This window comes from Hoylesella oralis ATCC 33269 (genome assembly GCF_000185145.2).
GTDB lineage: Bacteria > Bacteroidota > Bacteroidia > Bacteroidales > Bacteroidaceae > Prevotella > Prevotella phocaeensis.
Window position 1 is genome coordinate 619,999 of sequence record NZ_GL833119.1, and the last position, 14,360, is coordinate 634,358.

10 protein-coding genes and 1 tRNA gene are annotated in these 14,360 nt (G+C 43.8%); 10 read left to right on the top strand and 1 reads right to left on the bottom strand.

The features are described from left to right. The first annotated feature begins 68 nt into the window (after positions 1–68). From HMPREF0663_RS05240 to HMPREF0663_RS05250, 3 genes are all read left to right on the top strand, one after another. Positions 69–1,010 (top strand): carbohydrate kinase family protein, encoded by a 942-nt coding sequence (locus HMPREF0663_RS05240; RefSeq protein WP_004369234.1) that lies wholly within the window; start codon positions 69–71, stop codon positions 1,008–1,010. A gap of 7 nt (positions 1,011–1,017) precedes the next feature. Continuing rightward, on the top strand, positions 1,018–2,217 hold the full coding sequence (locus tag HMPREF0663_RS05245; RefSeq protein ID WP_004369235.1) for an FprA family A-type flavoprotein: 1,200 nt from the start codon (positions 1,018–1,020) through the stop codon (positions 2,215–2,217). A 143-nt stretch (positions 2,218–2,360) separates the two neighbouring features. After that, positions 2,361–3,527 carry a dicarboxylate/amino acid:cation symporter gene (locus tag HMPREF0663_RS05250; protein WP_004369237.1) on the top strand — a complete coding sequence of 389 codons (1,167 nt, stop codon included), beginning with the start codon at positions 2,361–2,363 and terminating at the stop codon, positions 3,525–3,527. A gap of 45 nt (positions 3,528–3,572) precedes the next feature. Here HMPREF0663_RS05250 and HMPREF0663_RS05255 read toward each other — a convergent pair whose 3' ends face one another. Then, positions 3,573–5,249: a S41 family peptidase gene (locus tag HMPREF0663_RS05255; RefSeq protein ID WP_004369238.1), complete on the bottom strand. Its 1,677-nt coding sequence runs from the start codon at positions 5,247–5,249 to the stop codon at positions 3,573–3,575. A 161-nt stretch (positions 5,250–5,410) separates the two neighbouring features. Here HMPREF0663_RS05255 and HMPREF0663_RS05260 point away from each other — a divergent pair. From HMPREF0663_RS05260 to sufD, 7 genes are all read left to right on the top strand, one after another. After that, positions 5,411–5,484: transfer RNA gene (locus HMPREF0663_RS05260), tRNA-Asn, on the top strand. A gap of 245 nt (positions 5,485–5,729) precedes the next feature. Further along, positions 5,730–6,197, top strand: coding sequence for a ribosome assembly cofactor RimP (gene rimP / locus HMPREF0663_RS05265; RefSeq protein WP_004369239.1), 468 nt, complete (start codon positions 5,730–5,732; stop codon positions 6,195–6,197). Positions 6,198–6,306: 109 nt separating this feature from the next. Further along, a complete protein-coding gene (gene nusA / locus HMPREF0663_RS05270) occupies positions 6,307–7,572 on the top strand; it encodes a transcription termination factor NusA (RefSeq protein WP_004369240.1) in 1,266 nt (421 codons plus the stop codon). Between the two features lie 113 nt (positions 7,573–7,685). After that, positions 7,686–10,598, top strand: a complete 2,913-nt coding sequence (gene infB / locus HMPREF0663_RS05275; RefSeq protein ID WP_004369241.1) for a translation initiation factor IF-2 — start codon at positions 7,686–7,688, stop codon at positions 10,596–10,598. 100 nt (positions 10,599–10,698) lie between these two features. Further along, positions 10,699–12,144, top strand: a complete 1,446-nt coding sequence (sufB, locus tag HMPREF0663_RS05280; protein ID WP_004369242.1) for a Fe-S cluster assembly protein SufB — start codon at positions 10,699–10,701, stop codon at positions 12,142–12,144. 73 nt (positions 12,145–12,217) lie between these two features. Continuing rightward, a complete protein-coding gene (gene sufC / locus HMPREF0663_RS05285) occupies positions 12,218–12,970 on the top strand; it encodes a Fe-S cluster assembly ATPase SufC (RefSeq protein WP_004369243.1) in 753 nt (250 codons plus the stop codon). Beyond that, a complete protein-coding gene (gene sufD, locus HMPREF0663_RS05290) occupies positions 12,963–14,306 on the top strand; it encodes a Fe-S cluster assembly protein SufD (protein ID WP_004369245.1) in 1,344 nt (447 codons plus the stop codon). Before sufC ends, sufD begins: the two co-directional genes overlap by 8 nt. The last annotated feature ends 54 nt before the right edge of the window (positions 14,307–14,360 follow it).

Here is a 14,360-nt window from a genome sequence, read left to right on the forward strand (position 1 = left end):
CTTCTGCATTCTGATACCTTTTTCGTTTTTAATATCTATCTTTGCAGAAAGATTTTTGATATAAATACATGCGCAAGGTTATAGGAATAGGAGAGACGGTTCTCGATATTATCTTTAAAGACGGGCAACCTACGGCGGCTGTTCCGGGCGGTTCTACATTCAATGCCGTAACTTCGTTGGGGCGATCCGGTATCAATGCTACGTTTATATCTGAAGCCGGCAACGATAGAGTGGGCAAAGAAATCGTTCGTTTCTTACGTGGAAACGGAGTAGATGCAGAGAATATCAATGTTTTCCCCGACAGCAAGTCTGCGATATCATTGGCTTTTTTAGATGAAAACAATGATGCCGAGTACCTTTTTTATAAGGACCATCCGCACGATCAGCTCGATTTTAAGTATCCGGATGTACAACCCGACGATATTGTAGTGTTCGGTTCATACTACGCAGTGAACCCTGTAATACGCCCGCAAATGGTAGGTTTCCTCGATTATGCGCGCAACCACGGGGCGATTATCTATTATGATGTGAACTTCCGTGCGGCACATAGCAACGACGTTATGCGCATTACGCCCAATTTGTTGGAGAACTTAGAGTATGCAGACTTTGTACGTGGCAGCCGTGAAGACTTCGAAGTTCTCTATAAGATGGACGATCCGGACAAGGTATATGCATCGGAGATTTCTTTTTACTGTAAGAAATTTGTTTATACGAACGGCGCTCATCCGGTGATACTTCGTGCCGAAAACAATGCCAGATGCGAATATCCGGTGGTAAAGACCGATGCGGTAAGCACCATTGGTGCCGGCGATAATTTTAATGCCGGCTTTATTTACGGACTCATGAAGCATGACATAAGGAGGGCAGACATAGAGCACGGACTTATTGCAATGCAGTGGGATGCCGTAATGAAGTGTGCCTTAGAATTCTCGGCCGACTGTTGCAGGCATCTCGGTAACTATGTATCGAAGGCTTTTGGAGAACAAATGAAGAAGGAATTCAATAAATAAAGAAGATATGATAGAAATAACCAACCAAGTTTACTATGTGGGTGTAAACGATCGTAACAAAGCTCTATTTGAAGGATTGTGGCCTTTACCCAACGGTGTTTCTTATAATTCATACCTCATTGTAGACGAGAAAGTGTGTCTGATCGATACTGTCGAGGTAGATTTCTTTATGCAGTTTGTCGAAAATTTGCATGAGGTGTTGGGTAAAGAGCGTAAGATCGATTATCTTGTCATTAATCACATGGAGCCCGACCACAGTGGTTCGCTTACGTTATTGAAGCAGTTTTATCCGGATATAAAGATCATCGGAAACAAAAAGACGTTCGATATGCTCGACGGATTTTATGGGATTAAGGAGAACGAAATAGAGGTGAAGAACGGCGAGGAGTTGCAGTTAGGTCCTCATCGTACGCTAAGGTTTTACCTTACACCGATGGTTCACTGGCCCGAAACGATGATGACACTCGACGTAGAAGACGATCTGATATTCACAGGTGATGCGTTCGGTTGCTTCGGAGCATTGAACGGAGGACTCATCGATGCCGATATAGATACGTCGTGGGCATGGCTTGAGATGACTCGTTATTACAGCAACATCGTGGGAAAGTATGGTGTGCCCGTGCAGAATGCACTGAAGAAGCTTGACGGAGTAAAGCTCGATTATATCTGTTCTACCCACGGACCGGTGTGGCATAAGTATGTCGACAAGGTTGTAGAGATGTACGACCGCATGTCGAAGTACGAAACAGAGGAAGGACTTGTTATCTGTTACGGTACCATGTACGGCAATACCGAGCGCATGGCAGAGGTTATAGCACAGGCGGCAAGTACGGCCGGCATTAAAAACATTGTGATGTATAACGTTTCTAAGACGCATCATTCGTACATCATTCGCGATATATTCCGCTTCAGAGGGCTTATCGTCGGGGCTCCTACGTACAATAACGGCCTTTACCATGAGATGGAAGTGCTGCTGACCGAGATTGCCAACCGCGATATAAAGAACCATTACATAGGATGGTTCGGCAGTTATGCGTGGGCAAGCAAGGCTGTACAGAAGATAGGCGAATGGAATGAGCAGCATATCAAGTTCGAAGCTGTGGGCAATCCGGTAGAGATGAAGCAGGCGCTTACGGCAGATACGCGCGAACAATGCCGCGAATTGGGGCGTGCCATGGCCCAGCGACTTATAGCTGATAGAGTATAAACGTGGTTTGTTGCCCGTGGATATAGGTGTCGGCAGCGGCATGCAAGTGCCCCGTGCCGATGCTTCGAAACAAAAATATTCTTAATTTGTAGCCGGTACGGCAAGATGCCGATACCGATAGAACCCAAAAATATGATAGAGCCATGAAGAAAATAAGGATAGGATTATTGCCGAGAATACTCGTTGCCATACTTCTCGGTGTGTTGTCGGGGCAGGTTTTATCGTTGCAATGGGTACGGATATTTGCCACTTTCAATGCTGTTTTCGGTCAGTTCCTCGGCTTCATGATACCGCTGATCATTGTAGGTTTGGTGGCTCCCGCTATTGCCGATATCGGTAAGAGTGCCGGTAAATTGCTTGTCATTACGGTAGTTATTGCCTATGTAGATACGGTATTCTCCGGTTTGCTTGCTTATGGAACGGGCTCGTGGCTGTTCCCTGACATGATTGCAGGAGCTTCGGAGGTGACAGATGTGGGAAAGGCAACGGCAATAGAACCTTATTTTACCGTCAGCATACCGCCGATACTCGATGTTATGGCTGCCCTTGTCTTTGCCTTTATGGTAGGTCTGGGCATTGCATACGGCAATTGCAGAACGCTGAAAGAGAGTTTCAAAGAATTTAAAGAAATTGTTTCGAAAACGATAATAAAAGCTATAATACCGCTACTTCCGCTATATATCTTCGGTATATTCCTTTGTATGACTTATACAGGACAGGCATACCGTATCATGCTGGTATTTGTACAGATCATTATCGTGATATTCGTACTTCATTTCTTTATCTTAATTTATCAGTTTTGTATAGCCGGAGCATTGGTAAAACATAATCCTTTCCGCCTTCTGTGGAACATGCTGCCCGCCTACCTTACCGCTCTGGGTACAGCATCTTCGGCGGCCACGATCCCTGTAACCTTGAAGTGTTCGCTCCGTAACGGCGTTCATGAAGGCATAGCCGGTTTTGTGGTGCCCCTTTGTGCTACCATCCATATGTCGGGTTCTGCCATGAAAATAACGGCATGTGCACTTACTATTTGTCTTCTTCATGGCATGCCTCATGGTTTCGGGGTATTCCTAAACTTCGTAATGCTCCTTGCAATCATGATGGTTGCCGCCCCGGGCGTTCCCGGAGGTGCCATTATGGCCGCCCTTGCACCGCTTGCAAGCGTATTAGGTTTCGGGGCTACCGATCAAGCTCTTATGATTGCGCTCTATATTGCTATGGATTCGTTCGGCACAGCCTGCAATGTTACCGGCGACGGAGCCATAGCCTTGGTGGTAGACAGATATTTCAAAAAGACGATAGCATGATGGTTTGTCCGGCATAGACAGCAGGTAGAGTAAGTACGGAGGCACTTACTTCTTGGGCTGCAATATCTTCCGGTATTCGGCAGGATTATTGAGTAGCCGAAGTGCCTCTTTCATTTGTTTGTCGCGGAGTAAGGTGTTTTGAATGGCACCCGATTGAAAATGATAGGCTGTAACGATGTCCTTCGAGATGATTTCTTTCAGTTCTTTTTTATTATGATCGAGGTCTCTTGAAAGATTATGGCTCAATTTCTTCTCGAGATTGTCGAAGTCAGCTTTGGTATCTTCATAATATCCCTCGAATTTAGCTAACTTCACGAGGTTTTTTAAATACTTCTCGCTTTCCCTATCATAGGTAAATCCGTTCTTTATAACACACTTCTTGAAGTCTTCGAAGTCTTCGTCGCTGATCTGAAAACCGGCAGGATCTTGTAATGTTGGGTGCTTGGCAATGTAGTTTATCTCATATTCGAGCATCGATTCCGTAGAATCTACCGCTACGCCATAGCCGTCGCTGTTCGAGAGATACACGGCTATGTTCGACATAGTGTCGGGTTTTACTTCCACATCAGGCATGATACCTCCTCCGTCGCGTACAATTCTACCGTTGGCAGTATGGAATTCTTTCGTCAGAGAGTCGGGCACATGTTCCGTATAACCTCCGCGTGCATGCTTGTAATTGATGGCCTGAATACATCTTCCGCTCGGTATATAATATTTTCCGGTGGTAAGTTTCATACTTCCGTTATAGGGCAAATCCATGGTTAACTGTACGAGCCCTTTGCCATAGGTACGCGTACCGAGGATGATGGCACGGTCGAGGTCTTGCAGACTACCGCTCGTTATCTCACTCGAACTTGCCGTTCCGCCGTCGACCAATACAACCATCGGCATTATTGTATCTATGGGTTCTACCGTCGTTTTGTATTCGCTATTGGCGCGTTTCAGCTTTCCAACGGTTTTAACCAATGAAAGTCCTTTCGGTACAAACATGTTGATGACGTTCGCGGCCTCTGATACAGAACCGCCGCCATTACCTCGTAAGTCGAGTATAAGTCCTTTTGCTCCTTGTTTTTTTAAGTCGATGAAAGCACGTCTTACATTCTTTGAACAGTCTTCAGTAAAGGAACTCAGGTTAATATAGCCGATATTCCCCGCTTGCATGCCGTAATAAGGAACGGCAGGAAGTTGTATTGCCTTGCGAGTAATTTTAATTTTCATCACCTTACCGGTCGACGGACGCTTTATCTTTAATAAAAATGTACTCCCAGCATCGCCCATAAGGTGTTGGCTTACATAACTTGTAGACTTATTCATCATGGAAGAATCGTCGATTGCCAATATTATATCACCTTTTTTCAAGCCGGCTTCAGCAGCGGGCATATTGGCATATGGTTCTTCGATGATAACTTGTTTGTTGTGATGATTATATCTAATAATGGAGCCGATACCCGCATATCGTCCTGTTATCATTGATTTTAAGGTCTTAACTTTATCTTCAGGATAATATTCGGTGTAAGGATCTAAACTTCGCAGCATAGCATTGATACCGTTGCCGATAACCTCATTGGCATTGAGAGTGTCTACATACATGAGATCAAGGTTCTTGTAGATGGTATTGAATACATTCATGTTCTTAGCCACATCGAAATTATGTTCTCTCTCCGTTTGTGCCATTGAAGGCAAAGAAATTATCAATAAAAGATATAATGCAAGTCGTTTCATATTCTATATATTATTGTTGCAAAAGTAATATATTCATGTCGTATTTCTTTAATAACCTTCTAAAAATTATTGTATTTTAGCGGATGAAAGGAAAAAAATATCAAAAAGTTTGGTGATATAAAAAAAACGATGTACCTTTGCACACGCAATAAAAGGACAATGCTTCAATAGCTCAGTTGGTTAGAGCACCTGACTGTTAATCAGGGGGTCGTTGGTTCAAGCCCATCTTGAAGCGCAGAGAAAAGGATTACTTTCGTAATCCTTTTTTGTTTTATATCGATTTTTGTTTACGTTGAGGGTGTTCGAAAAGTGCAGAGTTTGTTTTCCTATTAATGTTATATGTTTAAGAAATAAGATGATTTATGGTTGTAAAATTTTGAAAAATCTTTGGAGTTGAACGTTTTTTTTCGTAATTTTGCAGCGTTCAGTGGAATGAGGGGCTCACCGAAGAGCTCCTCATTTTATTTTAATAGGATATGTATGATTGATAAAAACGCCGTAAAAAAGTTAGTTGACGAATGGTTGCAAAACAAAGACTACTTTCTTGTAGGGGTGGAAATTAGCCCTGATGACAAAATTGTGGTTGAGATAGATCATGCCGATGGTGTATGGATAGAAGATTGCGTTGAGTTGAGTAAATATATTGAAAGCTATCTCAGTCGCGATGAAGAAGACTATGAGTTGGAAGTAGGTTCGGCGGGCCTCGGTCAACCTTTTAAGGTTCCGCAGCAATATATCAATTTTATAGGTAAGGAAGTTGAGGTGCTCGATGCCGACGGCGTGAAAGTGAAAGGCCTGTTGAAGAGCGTAGACGGTAACGAGTTTGTAGTTACGGTGCGCGAAAAGGTAAAGGTTGAGGGTAAAAAACGTCCTGTGTTGCAGGATGTGGACCATGCTTACCGGATGGATGAAGTAAAGTATACAAAATATTTAATAAGTTTCAAATAAGTTTTAACGTTCGTCTGTGCGCAAATATGTGGTGCATATTTTTGTAGATGTTTTTCCGCATGGTTATCGTAGAGCATAGATGTAGAGCGTATTAAAAAGAGAAATCGCTATGGTAGCAAGAAAGAAAGAGGAAGAAGCCGTAAGCATGATCGACACCTTTCGTGAGTTTAAAGACACGAAAAATATCGATCGTACTACGTTGGTAAGTGTATTGGAAGAGAGTTTCCGTAATGTGCTTGCCAAGATATACGGGAGCGATGAGAACTTCGATGTAATTGTAAATCCCGACAAGGGAGACTTCGAAATTTATCGTAACCGTATGGTAGTGGCAGACGGAGAGGTAGCCGATGAGAACAAGGAGATAGCTCTGAAAGAGGCGCAGAAGATAGAACCCGACTATGAAATAGGCGAAGAAGTTTCAGAGCCTGTAAACTTTGCGAAGTTCGGTCGTCGTGCTATTCTGAATCTTCGTCAGACTTTGGCTTCGAAGGTACTTGAGCTTGAGCATGATTCGTTATACAATAAGTATAAAGATCGTGTGGGGCAAGTGATTTCGGGCGAGGTCTATCAGATTTGGAAACGCGAGGTACTTGTGGTGGATGATGAAAACAATGAGTTGATTTTGCCAAAGAGCGAGCAAATTCCATCCGATCAATATCGTAAAGGTGAAACAATTCGTGCCGTAATTTTACGTGTAGATAACGAGAATAACAATCCTAAGATTATCCTTTCTCGTACAAGTCCGATGTTTCTTGAGCGACTGCTTGAGGCCGAGGTTCCCGAAATTAACGATGGACTTATTTCTATTAAGAAGATTGCACGCATGCCGGGAGAGCGTGCCAAGATTGCTGTAGAAAGCTATGATGAGCGTATTGATCCGGTTGGAGCTTGTGTGGGCGTGAAAGGTAGCCGTGTTCATGGTATCGTGCGGGAGCTTTGTAATGAAAATATCGATGTGATCAACTACACTTCCAATGTGAAACTATTCATACAACGTGCACTGAGTCCGGCTAAAGTTACTTCTATAACGGTGGATGAAGAGAACCATAAAGCAGAGGTATATCTACAACCGGAAGAGGTAAGTCTGGCAATCGGTCGCAGCGGTTTGAATATAAAACTGGCATCGATGCTCACAGAATTTACGATAGATGTATTCCGCGTGCTTGATGAAAATGAAGATAACGAAGATATCTACCTTGATGAATTTGCTGATGAGATAGATCAGTGGGTAATCGATGCTATTAAGGCCATCGGTCTTGATACTGCAAAGCAGGTGCTGAATGCCCCACGTGAAATGCTTATCGAGAAAGCGGACCTCGAAGAGGAGACCGTTGATAACTTGTTAAGAGTACTGAAAGCGGAATTTGAACAGTAGTGCTTACTTTCCGAAAGATTGCATATTGCGGAAATACAGCGGGCAACCAATGGAAATAGAAAATGTATATACAGGCACTACAAATTTAGGAAATAAGAATTAAAGGAAAATAGATGAGCATCAGATTAAACAAAGCATTACGGGAATTGAATATAGGACTTCAAACGGCAGTGGAGTTCCTTGAGAAGAAGAGTGAACTGGGAGAGGTAAAGGCTGAACCGAGTTTTAAACTCAGTGACGGTCAATATCAGGCTTTGGTCGAGGCTTTCAAGCAAGATGCTGAAGTAAGAAATCAAGCAGAGAAGCTCTTCCAGAAAAAGCCGAAAGATAAAAAGCGTGTGCCGGAAGCTAAAGATACTCGTGCCGAAAATTTATTAGAATCGTCGAATCAGCAGCAATTTAAGCCGTTGGGTAAAATCGATCTCGACAGTTTAGGTAAGAAATCGGTGGGAGAAAAGTCTGTTGCTGCAGAATTAAAGAAGACTGCTGAACCGAAGACTGCTGCCGTCAGTCGTGTTCAGATGCAGGAAACTGAGCTTTCGACAGGTTCTGTCAAGGAAGAAAAACCTACAGCAAAAACAGAACCGAAGACTAAAAAATCGGTTGAAACAATAGAGTCGAAGAAAGCAGAAGAGTCTGTTATGACTGCTGAAACAGCCGAACAGAATGAGAAACCACAGCAGGTTTCGCAATCGAAACCGCAAAAAAGAGAAGAAGAGCAATTTGTGCAACTAGAATCTCAAGATGAAAATGTGGAGACAGAAGCGCAGGACGAGGCTGTTACATCGGAGGTAGAAGAAAATGATGAACCTAAACTGTTCCAGTTAAAGAGTGAAAAGAAGATTTTAAATACGCCCAAAGTAAACGTACTTGGCAAAATAGATCTTGACTCGCTTAATCAGAGTACGCGTCCTAAGAAGAAGTCTAAAGAGGAACGTCGGAAAGAACGAGAAGAGAAATCACAGCAAAGTGGTGAGCGTAAGAAGCGCGTACGTATTAATAAGGAACGCGTAGATATCAACGCAGCAGTCAATCAACCGAGCTCAACCGGTAATAATAACAAGAATAATAATAAGAAAAAGAAAAATCGCAACAGTCGTAATCAGAGACCTTTAGAGGTGAACGAGGAGGACGTTGCACGCAAGGTAAAGGAAACGCTCGCCCGCCTGACCAACAAACAAAGCCAAAATAAAAAAGGTGCCAAGTATCGTAAAGAGAAACGCGAGGCAGTACAGGAGCGTTTAGATGAGGAGGCAAGAGCAGAAAGGAAAGAGAGCAAGACACTGAAACTGACGGAGTTTGTAACCGTAAGCGAACTTGCTACCATGATGGATGTTTCTGTCAATCAGTTGATAGGAACGCTGATGAGCGTAGGTATCATGGTGTCTATCAATCAACGGCTTGATGCTGAAACGATTAATCTTGTGGCAGAAGAGTTCGGTTTCAAGACTGAATATGTGAGTGCGGAAGTACAAGAGGCTGTGAGTGAAGAGGTAGATGATGAGAACGATCTTGTGCCTCGTGCGCCGATTGTTACCGTAATGGGACACGTAGATCATGGTAAAACCAGTCTTCTCGACCATATCCGTAATACGAATGTGATTGCCGGAGAGGCCGGAGGTATTACACAACATATAGGTGCTTATAACGTGACGCTCGCTAATGGAAAGAAGATAACTTTCCTCGATACGCCGGGGCACGAGGCTTTTACTGCCATGCGTGCCCGTGGTGCTCAAGTTACGGATATCGCAATCATTATTATTGCAGCCGATGATAGCGTGATGCCGACCACGAAGGAAGCCATTGCGCATGCACAGGCGGCCAATGTACCGATGGTGTTTGCCATTAACAAGATCGATAAGCCCGGGGCTAATCCCGATAAGATACGCGAAGACCTGTCGCAAATGAACCTGCTTGTAGAAGAGTGGGGCGGTAAATATCAGTGTCAGGAAATCAGCGCAAAGAAGGGTATAGGCGTATCCGAATTGCTTGATAAGGTTCTCTTGGAAGCGGAAATGCTTGACCTGAAAGCCAATCCTAACCGTAAAGCCACGGGTAGCATCATCGAATCGTCGCTTGATAAGGGCCGCGGATATGTAAGTACACTACTTGTCAGCAACGGTACATTGCACGTCGGCGACAATGTAATCGCCGGAACGAGCTGGGGACGTATTAAGGCTATGTTCAACGAACGTAACCAACGTATCGAAGAGGCTAAGCCGGCAGAACCGGCAATCATTCTCGGTCTCAACGGTGCACCCACGGCCGGTGACCAATTCCACGTGCTCGATACGGAACAGGAAGTAAGAGATATCGGTAATAAACGTTTACAACTGCAGCGCGAACAAGGGCTCCGTACACAGAAACGTCTTACTTTGGGCGATATTTCACACCGTATCGCATTGGGTGAGTTCAAGGAACTGAACATTATTGTCAAAGGTGATACCGACGGTTCTATCGAGGCATTGAGCGACTCTTTCATCAAGATGTCGACGGAAAAGATAAAGGTCAACGTGATTTACAAGGCTGTAGGTCAGATTTCCGAAAGCGATGTAACGTTGGCAGATGCTTCGGATGCAATCATTGTAGGCTTCCAAGTACGTCCTTCTGCAGCCGCAAGAAAGCAGGCAGATCAAGCTGGAGTAGAGATAAATACCTATTCTGTGATTTATGATGCGATTGACGATGTAAGGTCGGCAATGGAAGGAATGCTCGATAAGGTAAAGAAAGAAGTCGTTACCGGACAGGCAGAAGTAAAGCAAGTGTACAAGATATCCAAGGTAGGTACCGTAGCCGGTGCGATGGTAACCGAAGGGAAAATACATCGTCCGGACAAGGTGCGTGTGGTTCGCGATGGTATTGTAGTTCATACAGCACCGATCAACGCTCTGAAGCGTTACAAAGAAGACGTGAAAGAAGTGGCAACCGGTTTCGAATGCGGTATCAGCCTTGTCAATTACAACGATATTCAAGAAGGCGATATTCTTGAATCATTCACCGAGATAGAGGTGCAGCAGAAGTTGTAGAATAAGGTAACATTTGTGACCGGAGGCGGTTCTGGTATAACATTTGTATATGGATAGGGGCGGACCGGAATAGGCCCGCCTCTGTAATTCAGATGAGATAATGGAAGAAAACAATAAAAACGAGTTCGTAAAACAAGTTGCCGAACGGAAGTATGAGTTCGGCTTTACGACGAATATACATACAGATATCATCCCGAAAGGACTGAATGAGAATGTTATAAGGCTGATATCCCAAAAGAAAGAAGAACCGGAATGGCTGCTCGATTTCCGTTTGAAAGCCTATGAATATTGGAAAACGATGTCTATACCTACATGGGGACATCTGCATTTGCCTGAAATAGATTTCCAAGATATATCTTATTATGCCGATCCTTTGGCAAAGAAGCCGAAGAACAACAAGATTGATCCGGAGTTAGAAAAGACATTCGACAAACTCGGTATACCGTTGGAAGAGCGGCTGGCATTAAGCGGAACGGCGGTAGATGCCATCATGGACTCGGTTTCCGTTAAGACAACATTCAAAGAGAAGCTCGCCGAAAAAGGTATAATCTTTTGTTCTATCGGCGAAGCGGTAAAGAATCATCCGGAATTAGTACGCGAATATTTAGGTACAGTAGTACCATATAGAGATAATTTTACCGCTGCCTTGAACAGTGCTGTGTTTAGCGACGGCTCATTCGTTTATATACCTAAAGGCGTAAGATGCCCGATGGAGTTGAGCAGTTACTTCCGTATCAATGCCCGAAATACAGGACAATTCGAGCGTACATTGATAATTGCCGATGATGATTCTTATGTTTCGTATCTTGAAGGGTGTACCGCTCCGATGCGTGATGAAAACCAATTACACGCCGCTATTGTAGAAATTATAGTGAAAGACCGTGCAGAAGTGAAGTATTCCACCGTACAGAATTGGTATCCGGGCGATGAGCAAGGCAAGGGAGGTGTGCTCAATCTTGTCACGAAACGGAGTGATTTGCGGGGTGAGAGTTCCAAATTATCATGGACACAGGTTGAAACCGGAAGCGCCATTACATGGAAATACCCGTCGTGCGTCTTACGTGGAGACAATTCGCAGGCAGAGTTTTACAGTGTTGCTGTTACCAATAATTATCAAGAGGCAGATACGGGAACGAAAATGATCCATATGGGTAAGAATACTAAAAGTACAATTATTTCTAAAGGGATCAGTGCCGGACACAGCCAAAACTCATATCGAGGACTGGTAAGAGCTACTCCTAATGCGGATAATGCACGGAATTACAGTTCTTGCGACAGCCTGTTACTTGGCAGTGATTGCGGTGCACACACCTTTCCTTATATGGATATACATAACGATACTGCCATTATAGAGCATGAAGCTACGACATCCAAGATTAGCGAAGATCAGTTGTTCTACTGCAATCAGCGTGGTATTCCGATGGAAGATGCAGTAGGATTAATTGTGAACGGCTATGCCAAAGAAGTGCTTAACAAACTTCCTATGGAGTTTGCCGTAGAGGCTCAGAAGCTCTTGAGCGTATCTCTCGAAGGAACAGTAGGATAGGATAATAGGAAGACTTATCCTATTATAGGCAAATAAAAGATAATATATTTAGGTATAGAATAAAGATAATAATATGTTAGAAGTTAGAAATCTTCATGCCACAATTGCCGGCAAAGAAATATTAAAGGGCATTAATCTGACTATACATGATGGTGAGGTGCATGCTATCATGGGGCCGAATGGTTCCGGAAAGTCTACTCTGAGTGCGGTTCTTACGGGTAATCCGCTATATACAGTGACCGAAGGAGAAGCGATTTTTAATGGAAAAAATCTCTTAGAAATGAAACCTGAAGACCGTGCACGTGAAGGATTGTTCCTTTCTTTCCAATATCCGGTGGAAATACCCGGTGTATCTATGACCAATTTCATGCGTGCGGCAATCAATGCAAAGCGTGAGTATCAGGGGCTCGAACCTATGAGTGCGGCCGATTTTATCAAGCTGATGAAAGAGAAACGCAAGCTTGTCGAGTTGGATGCTACCCTTTCACATAGGAGCGTGAACGAGGGTTTCAGCGGAGGAGAGAAGAAACGTAACGAGATTTTTCAGATGGCCATGCTCGAACCGAAGCTAAGCATTCTTGATGAAACAGACTCTGGTTTGGACATTGATGCATTGAGAATTGTGGCCGAAGGTGTGAATAAACTGAAAACCCCCGATACATCTATTATCGTCATAACGCACTATGAACGCTTGCTCGATATCATTAAACCGGAATTTATTCACATACTTTATCAGGGCAGAATAGTCAAAACCGGCGGTCCTCTGTTGGCTAAAGAGATCGAAAAGAAAGGGTATGATTGGATAAAAGCAGAAGTCAATGAGTAGTGAAAAGCAATATATAGACCTTTATAACGGGTATCGGCAAATGATCCGAGAACATAGTTCGGAGGTCATGAATGCAGTACGCGATAAGGCTTTTGACGATTTTCAGCAACTGGGTTTTCCCTCTAAAAAAGCCGAACGCTATAAATACATCGACATTCAGAAGATTTTCGAGCCTGATTTCGGGCTTAATTTAAGACGATTAGAGATGCCTTTAAATCCTTATGAGGAATTTAAATGCGGAGTACCCAATCTGGATACATCTCTTTATTTCGTAGTCAACGACAGTTTTTATTCCAAGATACGGCATGGAAGTCCTCTTCCTGAAGGTGTAATCGTGGGCTCTCTGCGAGATGAAACCGCAAAAAATCCCGATTTCATCGGTAAATATTATTCTAAAATAGCCAAGACGGAAGAGGATGCGATAACGGCTCTTAACACCATGCTTGCACAAGACGGCTTACTGGTTTATGTTCCCAAGGGTGTAAAGGTAGACCGCGCAGTGCAGGTTATAAATATTCTTCGTTCGGATATAGATCTCATGCTGAACCGTCGTGTGTTGATTATTGTGGAAGAAGAAGCCGAAATCAAGCTACTTTTCTGTGATGACAGCGCCGACGATCGTAACTTCCTCGCCACACAGGTTATAGAAGTATATGTGGCAAAGGGCGCAAGTCTCGATTTATACTGCTTGGAGGAAACGCATCATAAGAATACCCGTGTGAGCAATGTGTACGTAGAACAGCAGGCAAACAGCCGTGTCAACCACAATATCATTACGTTGCATAACGGCGTAACCCGTAATCGGCTCGACTTAGTGTTCAAGGGAGAGGGTGCCGAATGCAACTGCAACGGCTGTGTGATTGCAGATAAGCAGCAGTTTGTTGACAACAATACGTTGATAGATCATCAGGTGGGACATTGTACAAGCAACGAACTCTATAAATATGTACTTGATGATCGGGCGACAGGTGCGTTTGCCGGCAGAGTCGTGGTACGCCATGATGCGCAAAAGACTGTATCTGAAGAACGTAATCAGAACCTGTGCATCACGAAAGAAGCACACATGTACACCCAGCCCATGCTCGAAATATATGCGGATGACGTAAAGTGTGCCCACGGTAGTACGGTAGGACAACTGAACGATGCGGCACTTTTTTATATGCGTCAGCGTGGAATCAGTCTGAAAGAAGCCAAGCTGTTACTTGAATTTGCATTTGTGGGCGAGGTTATAGACCAAATTAAACTCGAGCCTCTGCGCGAGCATCTTCACCACTTGGTTGAGAAACGTTTCAGAGGTGAACTGAATAAATGCGAAGGATGTAAACTCTGTCAATGACGGTATAACCCCCAGAAGTCTCCTTGCAAGTCCATTTACTTGCAGTGGAGACTT